13 protein-coding genes are annotated in these 16,393 nt (G+C 42.5%); 10 read left to right on the forward strand and 3 right to left on the reverse strand.

The features are described from left to right. The first annotated feature begins 19 nt into the window (after nucleotides 1-19). A complete protein-coding gene (locus MHH49_RS21905) occupies nucleotides 20-1,414 on the forward strand; it encodes a hypothetical protein (protein ID WP_341138476.1) in 1,395 nt (464 codons plus the stop codon). A gap of 34 nt (nucleotides 1,415-1,448) precedes the next feature. Beyond that, complete coding sequence (locus tag MHH49_RS21910; protein WP_341138798.1) at nucleotides 1,449-2,657, forward strand: hypothetical protein; 1,209 nt, start codon at nucleotides 1,449-1,451, stop codon at nucleotides 2,655-2,657. A gap of 102 nt (nucleotides 2,658-2,759) precedes the next feature. Here the strand turns inward: MHH49_RS21910 and MHH49_RS21915 are convergent, their stop codons facing one another. After that, a complete protein-coding gene (locus MHH49_RS21915) occupies nucleotides 2,760-3,233 on the reverse strand; it encodes a hypothetical protein (protein ID WP_076275206.1) in 474 nt (157 codons plus the stop codon). Nucleotides 3,234-3,502: 269 nt separating this feature from the next. Between MHH49_RS21915 and MHH49_RS21920 the strand changes: the two genes are divergently transcribed. The 3 genes from MHH49_RS21920 (at nucleotide 3,503) to MHH49_RS21930 (ending at nucleotide 6,347) form a co-directional block, all read left to right on the forward strand. Then, the gene (locus MHH49_RS21920; protein WP_341138477.1) at nucleotides 3,503-4,771 is read left to right on the forward strand and encodes a hypothetical protein; all 1,269 of its coding nucleotides are present in this window, start codon (nucleotides 3,503-3,505) and stop codon (nucleotides 4,769-4,771) included. Between the two features lie 241 nt (nucleotides 4,772-5,012). Further along, nucleotides 5,013-5,618, forward strand: a complete 606-nt coding sequence (locus MHH49_RS21925; protein WP_036688755.1) for a YkoP family protein — start codon at nucleotides 5,013-5,015, stop codon at nucleotides 5,616-5,618. 78 nt (nucleotides 5,619-5,696) lie between these two features. After that, the gene (locus tag MHH49_RS21930) at nucleotides 5,697-6,347 is read left to right on the forward strand and encodes a polysaccharide deacetylase family protein (protein WP_341138478.1); all 651 of its coding nucleotides are present in this window, start codon (nucleotides 5,697-5,699) and stop codon (nucleotides 6,345-6,347) included. 20 nt (nucleotides 6,348-6,367) lie between these two features. Here the strand turns inward: MHH49_RS21930 and MHH49_RS21935 are convergent, their stop codons facing one another. Further along, nucleotides 6,368-7,207, reverse strand: a complete 840-nt coding sequence (locus MHH49_RS21935; RefSeq protein WP_341138479.1) for an AraC family transcriptional regulator — start codon at nucleotides 7,205-7,207, stop codon at nucleotides 6,368-6,370. A gap of 235 nt (nucleotides 7,208-7,442) precedes the next feature. Here MHH49_RS21935 and MHH49_RS21940 point away from each other — a divergent pair, with 235 nt between their 5' ends. The 4 genes from MHH49_RS21940 to MHH49_RS21955 all read left to right on the forward strand — a co-directional run bounded on the left by MHH49_RS21940 (nucleotide 7,443) and on the right by MHH49_RS21955 (nucleotide 13,799). Further along, a complete protein-coding gene (locus MHH49_RS21940; protein WP_235219566.1) occupies nucleotides 7,443-8,351 on the forward strand; it encodes a chitosanase in 909 nt (302 codons plus the stop codon). Nucleotides 8,352-8,439: 88 nt separating this feature from the next. Next, a complete protein-coding gene (locus MHH49_RS21945) occupies nucleotides 8,440-11,028 on the forward strand; it encodes a metallophosphoesterase (RefSeq protein ID WP_341138480.1) in 2,589 nt (862 codons plus the stop codon). Nucleotides 11,029-11,610: 582 nt separating this feature from the next. Further along, a complete protein-coding gene (locus MHH49_RS21950) occupies nucleotides 11,611-11,985 on the forward strand; it encodes a hypothetical protein (RefSeq protein WP_076100295.1) in 375 nt (124 codons plus the stop codon). A gap of 173 nt (nucleotides 11,986-12,158) precedes the next feature. Further along, nucleotides 12,159-13,799, forward strand: coding sequence for an alkaline phosphatase (locus MHH49_RS21955; protein ID WP_036688747.1), 1,641 nt, complete (start codon nucleotides 12,159-12,161; stop codon nucleotides 13,797-13,799). A gap of 132 nt (nucleotides 13,800-13,931) precedes the next feature. Here the strand turns inward: MHH49_RS21955 and MHH49_RS21960 are convergent, their stop codons facing one another. Further along, nucleotides 13,932-14,978, reverse strand: coding sequence for a DUF418 domain-containing protein (locus MHH49_RS21960; RefSeq protein ID WP_341138481.1), 1,047 nt, complete (start codon nucleotides 14,976-14,978; stop codon nucleotides 13,932-13,934). Nucleotides 14,979-15,162: 184 nt separating this feature from the next. Here MHH49_RS21960 and MHH49_RS21965 point away from each other — a divergent pair, with 184 nt between their 5' ends. Beyond that, entirely contained in the window at nucleotides 15,163-16,311 is a 1,149-nt protein-coding gene (locus MHH49_RS21965; RefSeq protein ID WP_076100298.1) for a VanZ family protein, read from the forward strand. Nucleotides 16,312-16,393 lie beyond the last annotated feature (82 nt).

The raw sequence follows: 16,393 nt of genomic DNA on the forward strand, positions 1-16,393 counted from the left end.
ATGAAGGGAAAAATAATGTATGAGCAATCTTTTCCGATTCATTCCTATTAGCCAGCTAGCAGATAAATTTCCCGAAGGATCTTGGTGGGCGAAGTTTTACCAAGATTTTAGTGACGAGCAACTTGCCGCTTATTATGAAGGGGATTTGACGCTGCCTTCTCTTAATCTAGATTGGGAGCAACCTTTCCCGCAACAAAAAGAGGTAATCATCATTTTTATAGAAGGAAATTTTACTGTAGACAATCTTTATAATAAAGAAACTGATGGCGCCATAGGGCTTTTGGTGACCGGTAATTTGAGTGCAAAAAATATAGCTGTAGGCGGTCAGGAAATTTATGTTTCGGGCAACCTGATGATTGAGGAAATATTATGCGGCTCCTACAATCATGGGGAAACGATTGTTAAAGGTGATCTCAGCGCTGCGGTTTTAGTTCAGGATGACGAGTACAGTTTCAAAGTGGACGGACATAAATCGATCGCCTGCTTAGTAAATGTGTGGGAGGGGGACGGCGTATTTCAGGAGCTTCCGGTGGACATTCATGAGGTGTTGATTGATGAAGTTTTTTTGGATATGGATGAGGATGAGGAGGACTTTTCCTTTGCCACACTGGTGAACGTAATTAAAGAAGGCCGTTCTGCTCTAAAAAAAATAAATGAATCCCCCACTAGCAAGAACGCAGTTCATTTATATTTCACCCATAACACGATCAATGAAGAAAATATATTGAAGTTGACGCAGTGTATTTTAATGCCAAGTGACAAGCCTTCTTTTAATTTTCGCGAGCAAGACGTTTTTTTCAAAGTTCAACTGGAGCATATTGATGCTGACGGGGATGAGCGGGATCTTAGCGTTTATATGAATGATAACCGGCATCACTATTATATTTGGCTGGAGCAAGATCATTCTGTCGGTTTGTTGAAGAGAACCATAGAAGAAGGGTCTGAGTGGGAGGACATTACAGAAGAGACTCAGGAACAACTAGCAGAGATTAGCGATTGCTGGACGATGTTGCTGACCTGCGTTAATATGGCTGAGCTTTATTTACCAAACATTGAGGTACAGTATGTGCAAGACATTTTGCAACACACTGTAATTCAGGAATTATATTCGGAAGTGGAGGAGAATGGCGGGTTCTGGGACGGCTCCAAATGTTACAGCTTCCGTCAAACGCATACGGACGAGGACGGAGACCTCCTACATGGTCGGATTGAAATCAGGACTCCAGATGAAGCGTATTATTTTTATACACTGGACAATGGAACTTATGTTTCCCGGCATTATCAGCCGCCCGATCAATATGGTAAGCAGGACATGCCCTATTTGGATCTTAGGCGCTGGGAAGCATCAGAGCGGTATTTTACAAGATTTAAACAATTTATTACTGAGAAGATAGAGTCAGGTGTGAATAGTTAGATCTTGATATGCTTTAGAGGAAAGGATGATAGAAATGCCAAATGATAGCCAAGCTGGTCCTTCAGCTGGTTCTGTTAGAGAAGTTGGTAGTTATCCTATCAACCTGACAGGTCCACGTAGTCATACTCTTGTCCTTAAGCCCGGTGTGGGCAGTCTATCCATGGGTCCGTCGCAATTGGGGAAAAAGGTTGACCTTCATGTCGCGTCTGATGCGCCTATCGATTGGACCGTATTCGATGTCTTTGCCACACCGGCCGGCTCTCCCTGGCCGAGATTTCTGCATTATACAGGCAGTGATTTAGGCTTCTTTGACTGGGCACAGAAACGTCCCATTGAAGAGATGATATGGACTCCGATCCTGTCTGCAGACACGGTGGCGGACGCCAGTCAGTCCAATTTGCATGGCTTGCATGTCAAGTTGGAACCATCCGGGAGGTCCCTTAGCCTAATACTTCCGAAGCAGCCTTTCCGCCTGAGTGTGTCTGGTGATCTATCACGCTTCTCGGCCACAGGTGATATGCCATCTTCTCTTACACTAGCACCGCGCACCGGCCGACGTAAGAATGATTCCCCTTTTTTGCTGCCCGATATGGGGGAGCTGCACCAGGTAACGAGCTTGACGCTACATAACGCACCGCTGGGACAGCCCATCTCGCTAGAGTGTCTAAACCGGTACCCAAACCTTAAATCACTGAGTTTGTGGGGAAACTTCTGCGATTTGAATCTATTGGCTCATCATACCGAGTTAACGAATCTGGAGCTGCGCTTCATGCCTGATCTGGAGGATTTGCCGACCTTGAACGCGTGGCCGATGCTTGACAGATTTATCGCCTACAATGTGGAAGAGAGCGCTGGCAAGCATCTAAAAAAGCAAATGAAAACTCGCGCTGAAATCCGTCCTTGGATCGACCATGCTTCAGTGAGCCAATTACGAAAGCCAGAGTGGTGGACGACCGAGTTTGGCCGCCCATTCTCCTCCTGGACTAAACGTCTAGCCAAGCTGGCTAATGAAGCTTACAACGTTGCACAGGTAACCTTGTCCGAGGCCCATAGCTTTGCTGAAGCAGAGGCCGCCATTACCGCTTTCACCGTGCGCTTCAACAATCTTAAGGGCATCGAAACCACCGAACGAGAAGATCTTGGTGAAGCGGTATGGCAACTTAGCCAGTCTGACCACTTGATTGGCCAGCCTATCACAGAGGAGATGGCTCAACACTGGTTCGATGCAGCGCGCGATTACTAAATGAATTGAATGTCACACCCCTAGAATAGAAATCGGATTGACCCAGGGGTTTATCCAATGTCTATTCTAAGGGGTGCACTTTACTATACTGGCGGGGTTTTGTTATACGATCATCCCCATTTCTCGGAGTCTATCTTTAATTTTCTTTAAACGAGCTTCTTTTTCGCTGTCTTCAGTTAATACCTCTACAGATGTTTCGTTATACTTCTTAATGATCCTCTTTAAAGTTAATTCTTTCATTTCCTTTTTACTGTGGATGGTAACAGGAGGGACAGTTGTATAGTTTTCTATTGTCTTGGGATCTGCAGAAATTCGTTCTAGTAAACTAAGTAGAAGCACCAGTCTTTGCTGGCCCAACCTCGGAACTTGGTATAGTTTTTTCCATGTGGAATCTAATAGATGTTCAAGATCTGTATATCCCTTCGAGTATAGAGCATTTATGAGGGCTGTTAAATTTGGACCCCGTTCTTCTTCATGAGCCACAGCAACAATACAAGCAATATTCTTAGAATAAAGATGCGCCGGAAGTGGAAAAAAATGTATTAATGCCGCATTTCCGTCGATGATGTCAATCATGATGATATACCTCCATTAAAATATGTGTTCACTATACATGTTTAGTATTCTGGCAAGATTATGAGTCAGTAGGGTGAATTTCCCTGACTTGGTACAATAGATTGATACACTCTGCATTATTAAACCCCAAGCTACTGATCATTTTCTGAACACCAGAAAAACCCATTACATAAGCTCTTAGAATATGTAGCAGATATGATTCGTTGCGCTTCATAATCATTGCTAAGTAATGATATGATATAGGCATCAATTTTGTGGGGTGCACTGATATGGATTTCCGAATCAAAGAACTAGTTAATGCTACACAGCAAACCTATGGATTGGACAACTACTACTTACATACAAATGAAATTTATCGCGAAGTTACGATGCTGGGAGAAACCGACTATTTGCTTAGTATGGAATGGTTTCCTTCTCACATTAAGGAATGGAAGGAGGATTATAATCCGGAAGGAACTGCAGTCATTACGCTTGACTTACTATCCCGCAACTATAAAAGTGTTATTTTTGTTGGAGGGAAATCTTATGCAAATCGAACACCATTCCAAAACATTGAAATAAACGGCGTTATTCAGTGGATGGAAGCTGAAGTAGGGCTTGAATATGGTAAACAATTCTACCTATTGAAGGAAGAAAGAGGAGAATATCATTTTGCCGAATGTATAGACGGTATCCCCATCTCCCCCGGCGGGCGAATGGAGTTACGCTTCGATGCGGAAGGTAGGATTATTTTTTATAGTGTATATGGCCAGTTTCCTTCTAGCTCCCTTGTGCACAAAGAGCATTATTCTCTCACGCTTCAAGCGGTAGAGCCACTGGCGAAAAAACAACTACAGCTTATCGAATATCCAGTGTACGAGATGAAGCATCTCCTGCCGATCTATGGGATAGAAGAAATCTACATTACAAATGATGGAACAACCACAATTCCATTTGAGATGATATCAGGTACGAGAGCACGACTGAATATTGATCAAGTAATACATTGGGAGCAAGTGGACACGGAACAGTTCGCAAGGACGGAGATCCGTCTGCAAGAAGTAGTTACAATCGAACAGGCAGTAGCACGTGAGCCGCATCCAGATTCATTTTCAATCACAGACGTAGAACAAGCCCAATGTATAGCCGCAGTCGAAGCTGGTTTAAGCCAGCTCTATCCGGATGAATCCGGACAATGGATACTGAAGACTTTACATCGGGAAAGAGGACATATTCAAGCGACATTGAGGAGGAATGCGCCAAGTAATCGTATTTTTCAGCGTAAGATCCTCCTGTTTATCGATACGAAAAATTATAAGGTTATAAATTATATGGATAACAAGTTAATGCTCGATACGTTTGATGAGTTCCAGAGCGAAGGGGAAATTGCTGTGAGCCATGACGAAGCTTATGACAAGCTCAGGGGATGGTTCGAATTAACACCCGTCTATGTGTATAATCCTGGGCAGAAGAAGTATGTGCTGTGCGGGAAGCTGGATTGTGATTTTGCAGTGAAGGCTACTAGCGGAGTTGTGGTGGAGTTGGGTAGTTTGGATTGATAGTGAAACCAGATTGATTTAGTCAAAAAGATAACATCCGAAACTCATGTCCAAGAGACATGGGTTTTTCTTTATGTAGTTGGATGCCAAAAATTTAGACTTAATGAAAATAATTGTATAAAAATTTGATATACACGCAGAGAAATTCCGGTGTATAGCGTCAAATATAAGTAGACGTTAGAAAAAAAGAAAGTTCCGTTAGGTACAATGGATGAAATGAGAGACAATAACCGTTTTAAGGATGGTGAATGAGTTGGGTTTCAAAATACGTAAAAACACGGTGCAGTCCGTCTGGATGATGTGGGAAAAAGCTTTTGCGTTGCTTTCACATTTTCGCGGATCGCATAAGTCACGCTTTGGAATATGTACCGTGATGCTAAAAAAGCACCGGGGACAGCCTATTGTATGCCAAGACGCCACGGTCATCAATCAGGGAGAGTGGGTGGGAGAACTCCACCTCGACAATGAAAGAATCCTGAAGTTGATCCGGTCCGAAGGATCGGATCGTGCCGCACTGCAAACGGCTCGCATGCTGCGCAAATCAATGCACCAAATCAACGAAGCCTTCGAATCGCAGTCCGAGTTCAGGCAGGTCAAGGCTTTATTGGGGATTACACTGCTCCATCGGGGATTAACACACGGTCTTGGTTTTGAACAACAAAATATAAAGTCCGGCGTTTTCGAACGCATCACCACCATCTATCTTCGATTGCTGCTGTCTGCCATGCATCCGGAAGGGAGACAAAGAATCAATCGGCGAACAGAGCAACTGGTCCCGATGTTACTGATCCATTCACGCGCCTCACTGAAAAATCGATTCTCACCCGGACAGAACTACTCTGGATAGGACTTAGGCTTGTTATAAGGAGGTGTAATCATACTTACATATCTGATAGGAGGAATACTATGTGCCGCTACTCTTTACATGTTTATTCCAAGTTTGATTACGCGAGTGAGCGGCTTTGGTGTCTTTCGCAAAGGAACGGTAAAAAAACAGGTGGCATTCACTTTTGATGATGGGCCACATCCGAAATATACACCGGAATTGCTGGATTTATTGAAGTTACATCAAGTGAAGGCTACTTTTTTCGTGCTTGGATCGCGAGCGGAGCAGTATCCAGATCTGATCAGAAGAATGGATCGGGAAGGCCATCAGATTGGCATCCATAATTACTGCCATACCTCTAATTGGCTGATGCTGCCCAGTACTATTAGGCGAAAACACCTGGAACGCTCCGCTGATATTATAGAGTCTATTGTCGGAATCAGACCCAATCATTACCGTCCACCCTGGGGATTAATCAATCTATTTGATTTCTTTCGGCACAAGCAGTATCGAATTGTTTTATGGTCGCTGAAGGCGAGTGACTGGAACGTCCGGGCCTGTCAAACCCGGATGCAGGCCATTCTATTAGGTGGAATCACCGATGGCTCCGTTGTTTTACTTCACGACAGTGGAGAGACTGCGGGCGCGGACCGGCATGCTCCTTATTTTATGCTGCAAGCTTTAGAAGAAGTGCTAAACCAACTGCAGACAAGAAACCTGCAATTTGTTCGGCTTGATGAAATGTCTTAACGTATTCCAGTGATTTGTTATTAAGACTTAAATTGTTTGCGGAAGCAGAGCGGCGAGATGCCCATTATTAATTTGAAGGTTCGTCCAAAGTGGGAGGTGTTATCGAACCCAACCATTCCTGCAATTTCTGTAACATTAAAAGAAGAGCCAACCAGCAAATCACGCGCTTTTTTAATGCGGATGTTATTGATATATTCAATGAAGCTGAACCCGGTGGATTCTTTAAAAGTGCGGCAAAGGTAGGAAGAGCTTATGTCGAATTGCCGTGAAATCTCACAGAGCTTAAGCGGTTCCATATAATGTTGATTTACATAATTAACGATGTCCAGGACTTTCTTATGTGTACGATTGGATTCCACAAATGAAGCTGTGCGGCTGTCAAATAGTTTACGATTAAGATAGAGGAGCAGCTCCACCAATAATATTTGTTGGTACTGTTCGTATCCGCGGGCTTGCTTCTTTCCCTCCTGGATCATCTTCTGAAAAAGCTGTTCGATGAAATATTGATCCATCCCGGTCATCTTCAAAGCGCGGTAATCACTTTTGAACAATTCGAGCAGTTCCTCACATTGACTGCCGGTGCAGAAATGCTGCAGGAATTCTTTTTTAAACAGGAGTGTTACCCGCTCATACATATTGCAGCCTGAATTGACCAGTTTGTGCATTTCGTGAATATCCATAAATAGCAGTGTTCCGCCCGCAACCTGATAGGTTCTGTCCCCTATAAAATAATAAAAATCCCCGGATATTAAATACAGAATCTCATATGCATCATGATAGTGTCTTGCAGGCATGCTGGTGTATACCTGTTTCTTGCGGCTGATGTCAAAAAGAGTAGACTCATAAAATACCGGCTTCATTCAGCACCTCCTAAGAGGATTGTAGACTTAATCTATGGTTTGTAGCAACATATGTATAAAAATTAATAAATACAAGAAAATACGTGCTGTTTGGACAAACTTTTTGAGATAAGCTTGAACTGAATTACCAAGTGTTGGTAAAAGGAGGGCTGTCATGCTCAGATGGGTTGGGGATAAGGTTCACTGCCGCTAAAAGTTAAAGCGCTTAAACTATTCAATTAAAGGAGAGATTGCGGTGCTAAATTCAACGAAGAGTAAGGTTTCCAAGAAGATGAAATTTTCATTGTTGATCGTGCTCAGTTTTTCAATGATTTTTTCTTATGGCTGTCTGTCCAAAACATCTCAACAGAAAAGTTATGCGGCAGGGAACCCTGATTCTAATTTTTCACCGGCAACACTTCAATTCTTGCGTGACAACACAGGACTGGATGGTGAGCAGTGGAACAATATTATGATGCTTGTCAACAAACCGGAGCAGGATGATCTGAACTGGATCGATTTTTACGGATATTGTGAAGATATTGATGATGACCGCGGGTATACGATTGGAATATTTGGTGCAACTACAGGCGGCTCAAATGATACCGGTCCTGACGGTCCGGATCTGTTCAAGGCATATGACGCTGCTAAAGGCGCGAGTAATCCTTCGGTTAAAGGTGCATTGGCCCGGATCGGTGTTAAGGGTTCGATGAAAGGGAAGATCCTCGAGATCAATGAAAGCGAAGAGAGCTTCTGTAGAAAAATCGGCAATTTGCAAGATGATCCCGAGTGGAGAGAGGCTATGTGGAAAACGTTCTACAATATCTATATTAAATACAGTGTGGAGCAGGCCCGCAAACGCGGCTTTAACTCGGCATTAACTATTGGTTCCTTCGTGGATGCAGCGCTGAACCATGGAGCTACCGGCGGCTCCGAGACCCTTCAAGGGCTTTTGGGTAAATCCGGAAGCAGCACGGATGAGAAGACTTTCATGACCAAATTTTATAAAGAACGGACCAAGATTGTGGATACTAATGAGTACAACTCTCCGCCTAACGGCAAGAACCGTGTGAAGCAGTGGAGCAATTTGCTGAACATGGGAGAGACAGACCTGAAAGGTGCAGATTCGGCAATTCTTCAAGTCACCGACTGGGAACTCCAATAACAGGAATGTAAGGGCAGTAGAACCACCGTTCTTCTCGGTGACTGCGGTTCGATGATAAGTGAGATTAAGGAAGAGGGAGATGGGCTGAATGGATAACAACCAATCTTATCTCAAAAATAGATTTTACAAGGTAATCAGTCTAATGGTTATAGGTTTGCTGCTTGCCATGGAGTTGACCGGGTTTGTCTCAGCAGGAAGAGAGGGAAATGAGGAAGATCTTGCAAGCGAAGCAACTGCAGTTCAGGAAACGATTGCCCAGTGGATTTTTAAAGACAAAGGCGAGAACGGTGTATTTCCGGCTACAGACGGGGTATATCAGACGGCTTCATCCATTCGTGATGTAGGAACTAATACGAATGCGTACACCTATGAGTCAGGTGAGAACAGCGTACGCAACCAGGGGTGGCATGAAGGAACGGGCCTGAAATACTGGCTTGCCACGCTTTCTACCAAAGGTTTCGAAGGTATCTTCCTCTCTTCACAGCAAACTTCTTCAAGTACAGGACCCAGGGATTTTAAGGTGCAATACAGTATAGATCAACAGGAATGGACAGATGTTACGGGCGGCAACCTTGTTTTAGCCCAGAACAATTTTAATTGTTCCAATAATTCCTGCAAATTAACTAACCTCGCTTTGCCTGCGGGAACAAACAATCAAGATGTACTCTATATCCGCTGGGTGGTAAACTCTGCGAAAAGTGTAAGCGGGGGAACGGTGTCCAGCTCAGGCTCAAGCAGAATCAAAGATGTGATAATTAAAGGAACACGCAGCAGCGGCGAACCTGGGGACACTCCCACACTTGAGGTAAGCAAAACTCCCGCTTCAGGGGCTGCAGATGTTTCCCTTAACGCAGAGATCACAGTGAAGTTTAACAAAGCGATCAGTCTCGACAGTGGTTATCAAGTTGTAATCACGGAAAACAATCTCCCTCTTAATAACATTTCTGCTTCGCTCCTCGGTCAAGACACAGTCAGAGTCAGCCACCCTAATTTTACTGCCGGCAAAACTTACAACGTGACCGTCCCTAAAGAGCTTGTTAAGGGGACTGCGGATGGCCGGACACCTGAGAACGATATTACCTGGAGCTTTAAGACAAAGTCTCCGGATACCGGCATCAAAACACCAACGCTGCTGAACATGACTTTTAACGGGGACCCAAAGACAAGTATCGCCTTTGACTGGTATACAGCCGAAACCGTCAGAGGTACAGTAGTGCAAGTGGTGGAGGCCTCCAATGCGGGAGGAAGCGAGTTTCCGGAACAACTGGCAGCTTCTTATGAGGGCAGCTCAACAGTTATTGAAACCTTAATGACATCAGGAGACAGAAGTTCTAAAAAGTATAAAAAGTTCGCCAGCCACAAGGTTATTGCAAGCGGTCTTAAGCCTGGAACCCAATATATCTACCGGGCCGGTAACGGTGATGCGGACGGCTGGAGCGAGGCGGGTTCTTTTACCACGGACAAGGCGGATAATCAGGATTTCCATTTCCTCTATGTAACCGACACCCAAGGCTCAAGTAAATCGAATTTTGATCTGTGGCAGGATACTTTTAAGAGAGCTATTGAGAAAACGGTAGATCCCAAGTTTGTTCTTCTTACAGGGGATCTAACGGATGACGGTGATCTGGAGCAGCTGTGGCAGTGGTTCTTGGGTGTGCCGAAAAAGGAATTTGCCAATGTGCCATTTGCACCGATTATCGGCAACCATGAGATAGAAGATTATCCGAATAACAACTTCTATAACCATTTTAATCTTCCAAAAGATGTCGGGACGGGTGCTCATGACGGTTCGGTATATGCTTTCGAATACGGCGATGCCCTGTTTATGCAGATCAATTCCCAGTACGAAGGGGAGGTCAAGCCATACAAAGCGGATATTCAGTTCACCAAACAATTGGAATGGATGCGGAATCAGGTGGCAAAGACCGATAAAAAGTGGAAATTTGTCTCGATGCATAAGGGAGCGTATTCTTCAGGGGATAATGCTTCGGCAGAAAGCGACCGGGTAGAATTTTACCGGAAATATCTGATTCCTGTATTTGATGAGCTGGGTGTGGATATGGTTTTTGAAGGTCATGACCATATGTATATGAGGTCTTTTCAAATGCTGAACAACGTTCCGATTAAGAATGTCATTACCGATGAGCAAGGAAATGTGCTGAATCCCAAAGGGACCGTATATCTAATGGGCAACTCGGCAGCTTCGAAATTCTATGCTATTAATCCAGATGCAGACACTTTTTTTGCAGCAAAAAACGATCAGCCCAACAAGAAAATGTTCGTGGATGTTTCCATTACAAGCGACGTGCTGAAATTCACATCCTACACAGCAGTTAAAGATAAACCCCTTGCCGTCTATGATGCTTACAGTATTAAACGGACTGATGTCAAACCCGGCATTGTCCAAAATCCAAGCGCAGTAAGACAGTCAGGGAACCGTGCAGTTCTTTCTTGGAAAGCGCCAGCAAATAGTTCTGAGCCGGTGCGAGGTTACCGGATTTACGAGAAAAATGATAAAGTCAGCACAAACTGGAGCGTGTATGTACCGACGGTAAGCGGTCAGACGAGTTACAGCTATACATTAAACGGCATAGATTCTGCTAAAGCCTACAATTTCGTTATTAAAGCAGTGGGGACAAGAAATAACTCGCTTCCAGCAGAGGCAGGAATACAATGAAAGGATAGAGGAGGCGTTGACGGGGCTTAGGCATCCGTTAACGCCTTTTTTTAGTTGTTGAAGCTGTCCATTCCTCCTACGGAACTCCTCAGAAAGATAGCCTCACTTTTTACCAGATCATGATTCATTGCGCATTGGCGTGACTTTTGTTCCGTCAAAGTATAACGGCAGACCTTCGGCCAGAATCGGCAAGAGGGTTTGGGTTGGGTCCTACGAAACCTAGAATGGGGATGAAAAATTTAAGTGCCATCCATGCATAGACACCAGGTAAGCCGTGAATCAAAAATACGCAGATCCATGATAGTAAAGCTGCAGCCAAAATTGTACTACCTAAATACCCGAATGCTTGAATTATTCTTTTCATATTCGCACCTAACGTATAAGAAAGTGTCTAATAGTTAGACGAATATAACTGTAAAAATCACTTCAATTGCTAACATATCCGAGGCTCGATACGGTTATTTGGATAATACCACCATAGGGAAATCTGAAAAACAAACATTTGTACAACTGTATTTGTCTTGTACCGTTCTTTGAAGTTAGTAATAAACTATATCAATCTCAGAAAAGGAGTTGATTTAGTTGGCTAACAGTGATATACGTCTTACTCTTTGGTCGGGTACTAATTTTACCAATCGTCGGATTCGATTCAGACGTGGAGGAGTTGCGGTTCGTGATCTTGGAGCGTTTCGGTTTAACAACGTTCTCTCGAGTTTCCGTCTCAGAAATGTTGTGGAAAGCTCTCAAGTAACGCTTGTGCTTTTTTCGCGAATTAACTTTCAGGGATCGTTCCGTGTGTTCCGTGGCAGCCAAAACGTAGCGAACTTGAATAATTTTAACTTTAACAATGTCACATCTTCGTTGATATTGGTAGGACGTATCCTTACAAGCTCCGAAATTTCGCAAATTCAAAGAACTGGTAGAGCGCCTCGAGATGTCCTCGTAATAAGACAATAATAATGCAAAGGGGGCGCCCTAGGGCGCCCCTTTTTTACAAATATCAGTAGCACAGGTCAAGACAAAATATGCATAGAATTTAATATAAAATAAGAGAATAGGTGCTGCTCCCGCAAACAATCCTCCTTTAAACTAGTAACGTACTTAACAAAATCTGCTAGAGGAGGATTCAAATGCGCAAAAAGGTTATCGGGAGAATTTGCAGTACAGTTATGATTTGCAGTCTGCTTGCAGCAGGCAACGGAACGACCTACGCCGATGGCGCCAATAACTCTGATGCTCCTACCAACAAATCGGTCAAAAACGTAATCCTGTTTATTACGGATGGGATGAGCTTATCCGATGTGAACTTGGCCAGATGGTATCAGGGAGGGCAGGCGCTTGCGATGGATAAGTATTTCAGCGGGCTGGTGAGAACATATTCTACGGATTCACTGACCACAGATTCCGCTGCGGGAGCTACGGCTTATGCTACAGGCCATAAGGTTAAGAGTGAGACGGTATCCATACTTCCAGACCGAATAACGATGCCTTTCATAAGCGCAGTTAAGCCAGAGGACGTGAACAAACCTCTGCCTACCCTTATGGATGCAGCGAGAATGGCAGGGAAAAGTACAGGAACGGTATTCACTTGTGAATTAACGGATGCGACGCCGGCTACATTTTTAAGTCATGCATACACGCGTGACAATGCGCAGTCTATTGCAGAACAGATGGTCTATAGTGGTGTAGATGTTCTACTTGGGGGTGGTTCCGGGTATTTGGTACCCGGCAAAGAAGACATTAACCGCAAGGACGGAGAAGATTTAACCAAAGTTCTGAAATCAAATGGGTATGAATACGTAACGGATAAAGCAGGGTTAATGAATTCTAAAACGAATAAAATCTGGGGTCTCTTCAACCCCGAAGCACTGGATGCTGATTTTGACCTGAACCCGCAAAAGCAACCGAGCCTTGCTGAAATGACCAAAGTAGCGATAGAGAAGTTGTCGCAGAACGAGAACGGTTTTATTCTGATGGTCGAAGCAAGCCAGATTGACTGGTATGGTCATGATAACGATCCAGTGGGTATTATGAGTGAGACCTTAGCGTTTGATAAAGCCTTTAAAGCCGCTGTTGACTTTGCAGAAAAAGATGGCAATACAGCAGTCTTATCGGTTTCGGATCATGCTACCGGCGGACTCAATATGACGAACTATGATTCTACCAAAGACCTAATCTCCGTGCTGAAGAAAGCGAAGCATACCAGTTATTACATTGAAGGCAGTATTAATGAGAGCAATTTCAAAAAGGTCCTTGCAGATCATTATGGACTTAGTGATCTAACCAAAGAAGAAGCAGATCAAGTCAGATTGGGAATGCAGGATAACCTTTCGCCGGTCATCGGTAAAATTTTGGGGGATAAAATAGGTGTAACCTTCTCTACGGATGATCACACATCGGAAGAAGTTGGATTGTTCGCCTACCATCCGGCTAATTTTAAACCGACTGATTTCGTGAACAGCGGTGTAATCCAGAATACGGATGTGAATAAGTATATTCAAGAAGTGACCGGACTCAATCTGGCGCAGCTTCAGGATACACTATACGTATCCAGTGATAAATTCAAGGCCAAAGGAGCTACGATTACCCTAGATAAGACCGATAAGAATAATCCGGTGGTTGTAGTGAAAAAAGCAGGCCAAGTTCTCAAGCTGCCTATAGATAAAAATATTGCCATACAGGATGGCAAAACAACGAAACTAAATGTGCTGACGGTAATGATTAAAGATAAAGTGTGGATTTCGCAGGATGCTTTAGACTTAATTCTCTAATTCTTAAAGTTCATGTTGTGATCTGTTGCGTAAAAGTTAAAGCGCTTAAACTTGAAAACCCCTTTTTAAAAGGGGTTTTTGGGTTGAGATAAGAAATTTCGACTTGAATTGAGATGAGGAAAGCGAAGCTTTTTATCGTTTGATTGCAGGCTTTGTTCCATAGGTCATCAAGCGCCAAACCTTTTCTAAAGGGCCCATGGAGAAAAACTTGAACCAGATGTTACTAAAAATGATTTGAATCATATAAATCAGAACTGCGATGTAGAGAATATCTTTTGGTGAAACGACTTCTAGACCTATCATTGAAATGATTGCCGTCCCTATAATGCTTTGTGCAACATAATTTGTAAACGCCATTTGACCCACCCGTGATATGGGCTTCAGGAATTTCACCATTTGTTTATTTTCTAATAGTAGAAACAATGTTGTTAAGTAGAACAAAGTGGTTGGGAGAGATCCTAAGCCCGTAACTGAATCTACATTGCTGTTCCCACTTTGAGAAGCGTTCCAAATCCATAGTGAAAAACCAATGAACAACAGAAATGATACCATTTGAATCCCTCTAATTGGTTTAGACAATTCTTGTATGTGTGTCAGCCAACCTGACTTTGCGGTTAAAAAACCAGCTAAAAACATAATAAAGATTTGTATAGCGTCATTAGAAAAAATATCAAGGATAGATGATATAACTCCTAGAGTGGGTAAAAATATTTTTGTCACCAAGGAAATGATGTAAATGGATGTCATACCTACCAGCCATTTTTTAAGTGTAGAAACCGTTGTGTGATAAAAAGGGATCAGAAACAATCCGATAATGGCGTATGCGGGCAGAATGGTTCCCCAAAAGATAAATACATGAATGATTCCCAGCAGCAAAAGGATTAGTAAACGTCTAGCCATACGCCATCTGGGTTTATCTCCCCGGCTTTCGGCTCTTGAGGCGAAAATGTATAGACCTACACCAAATAGAAAGGAAAAAATAGAAAAGAACTTTTTTTGTACGAAGATGATTATCAAGCTATGGATGATTCCATTAATGCCACTATAGTCTGGTAAGGGATCTCCTTCCATAATAACTTTAAAGGCTCCAACATTTATAAGCAGAATGCCGAAAAGAGCAAGTCCGCGAATGATGTCGAGTGAAATGATTCTTTCTTTTTGCGAAATGGAGGGATTCATTAATAGTGCTCCTTTGAAAATATTTTTATTTGCCTAGGAGTTAGTATAAGTTGCGAACCTTACATTAAATTGATGCCAACATTACAGGATCCTTAAATTTGATAAAATGTTCCAACTCCAGTTGAATTAGAATCAGTTTTATGGTTAATATGAATACTAAATCATTTTGGGGTGTGAACTAGAAATGTCAGCATATACTCAACCGATCTTTGTGGCAGCGATCTTTTTTGTGGTTTTAGCATTTGCCTTATTTATCCCATGGCTCATTTATACCTATAGAAAATATAATTACCTTCCCTTTTCTACCACGTTAATTTCGTTTTCGTTTATCTTTTACTTTCTAGCAGCGTTATTTTTAGTATTGTTGCCGTTGCCGGAAATACGTAATACTTGTTCTCTTCAAAAAACGGGCACACAACATTATTCACTTATGCCATTTCAATTTATAGTGGGCACCTTTGGCAATAGTGGCATCGTGTTATCACAGCCAGCTACTTATAGACTGTTATTTAGCCAACCCTCATTCTATCAAGCTTTTTTTAATTTCTTGCTATTATTACCTTTTGGTGTTTATCTGCGATACTTTTTTCATGATAAAAAATATTGGAAGAAAGCTCTAGGCTTCACGTTCCTATTAACTTTATTTTATGAGATAACACAGGTAACCGGTATTTACGGGATTTATAATTGCCCTTATCGTATTTTTGATGTGGATGATTTATTGTTAAATACTTCTGGCGGAGTACTGGGGTTCTTTATTGCTCCAGCCGTGTTGGCGTTATTCCCATCAAAAAAGAAAATTAAGGAGAAAGCAGAAAGATTATTAGCTCTTGATGAAGTAAGAGGGATGTCTGTGTTACTGGCTGTTATTATTGATCTATTTATCAGCAACGTAGTAGTTAAAGTTGTGTTGAGTATGACCAACGTTAATATGGTTAGTGAATTTATTGCGAGCACAATTACACTTTCTGTAACCTTTTTTATTATTCCGATGATTTGGAATGGATCGACAATCGGTACGAAAATAATGCGTTATCACTATGACAGTAAAATAAGTCGAGTGGAAACTAACAAGCGATTATTTAAACGCTTTGGTGCCATTTACGCAATGTACTTCATAACAGTCATTGCGAATATTTTGAATAATGTGGAAATATCAATGGATTCTCCATTTTATAAGGCATCTATCTTCTTAACGCTAGGTGCTGGATTGACCTCCATTATTTTAACGATCGTGTTGTTCATCCATATTGTCTTAGTCGTGTTTGGCAAACAAAAACGCCGCTTTTACTTTGATGAAGCTTCTGATTTATATACAACCAGAAAAAAATGAATGCTATTCAATAGCAAAGGGATACTCCGTAGTCTTAAATGGCTACAGGGTATCCCTTTTTTTGTAGATTTAAGCTTGTTGT

It is taken from the genome of Paenibacillus sp. FSL F4-0122 (assembly GCF_038002845.1).
Classification (GTDB): Bacteria; Bacillota; Bacilli; order Paenibacillales; family Paenibacillaceae; genus Paenibacillus_AQ; species Paenibacillus_AQ odorifer.

Bases quoted from the DNA above. Each gene is read 5' to 3' on its own strand.
- MHH49_RS21930 (WP_341138478.1), top strand. From the start codon at position 5,697: ATGTTTATTCCAAGTTTGATTACGCGAGTGAGCGGCTTTGGTGTCTTT.
- MHH49_RS21905 (WP_341138476.1), top strand. From the start codon at position 20: ATGAGCAATCTTTTCCGATTCATTCCTATTAGCCAGCTAGCAGATAAA.
- MHH49_RS21965 (WP_076100298.1), top strand. From the start codon at position 15,163: ATGTCAGCATATACTCAACCGATCTTTGTGGCAGCGATCTTTTTTGTG.
- MHH49_RS21945 (WP_341138480.1), top strand. From the start codon at position 8,440: ATGGATAACAACCAATCTTATCTCAAAAATAGATTTTACAAGGTAATC.
- MHH49_RS21910 (WP_341138798.1), top strand. From the start codon at position 1,449: ATGCCAAATGATAGCCAAGCTGGTCCTTCAGCTGGTTCTGTTAGAGAA.
- MHH49_RS21915 (WP_076275206.1), bottom strand. From the start codon at position 3,233: ATGATTGACATCATCGACGGAAATGCGGCATTAATACATTTTTTTCCA.
- MHH49_RS21920 (WP_341138477.1), top strand. From the start codon at position 3,503: ATGGATTTCCGAATCAAAGAACTAGTTAATGCTACACAGCAAACCTAT.
- MHH49_RS21955 (WP_036688747.1), top strand. From the start codon at position 12,159: ATGCGCAAAAAGGTTATCGGGAGAATTTGCAGTACAGTTATGATTTGC.
- MHH49_RS21935 (WP_341138479.1), bottom strand. From the start codon at position 7,207: ATGAAGCCGGTATTTTATGAGTCTACTCTTTTTGACATCAGCCGCAAG.
- MHH49_RS21960 (WP_341138481.1), bottom strand. From the start codon at position 14,978: ATGAATCCCTCCATTTCGCAAAAAGAAAGAATCATTTCACTCGACATC.
- MHH49_RS21925 (WP_036688755.1), top strand. From the start codon at position 5,013: ATGGTGAATGAGTTGGGTTTCAAAATACGTAAAAACACGGTGCAGTCC.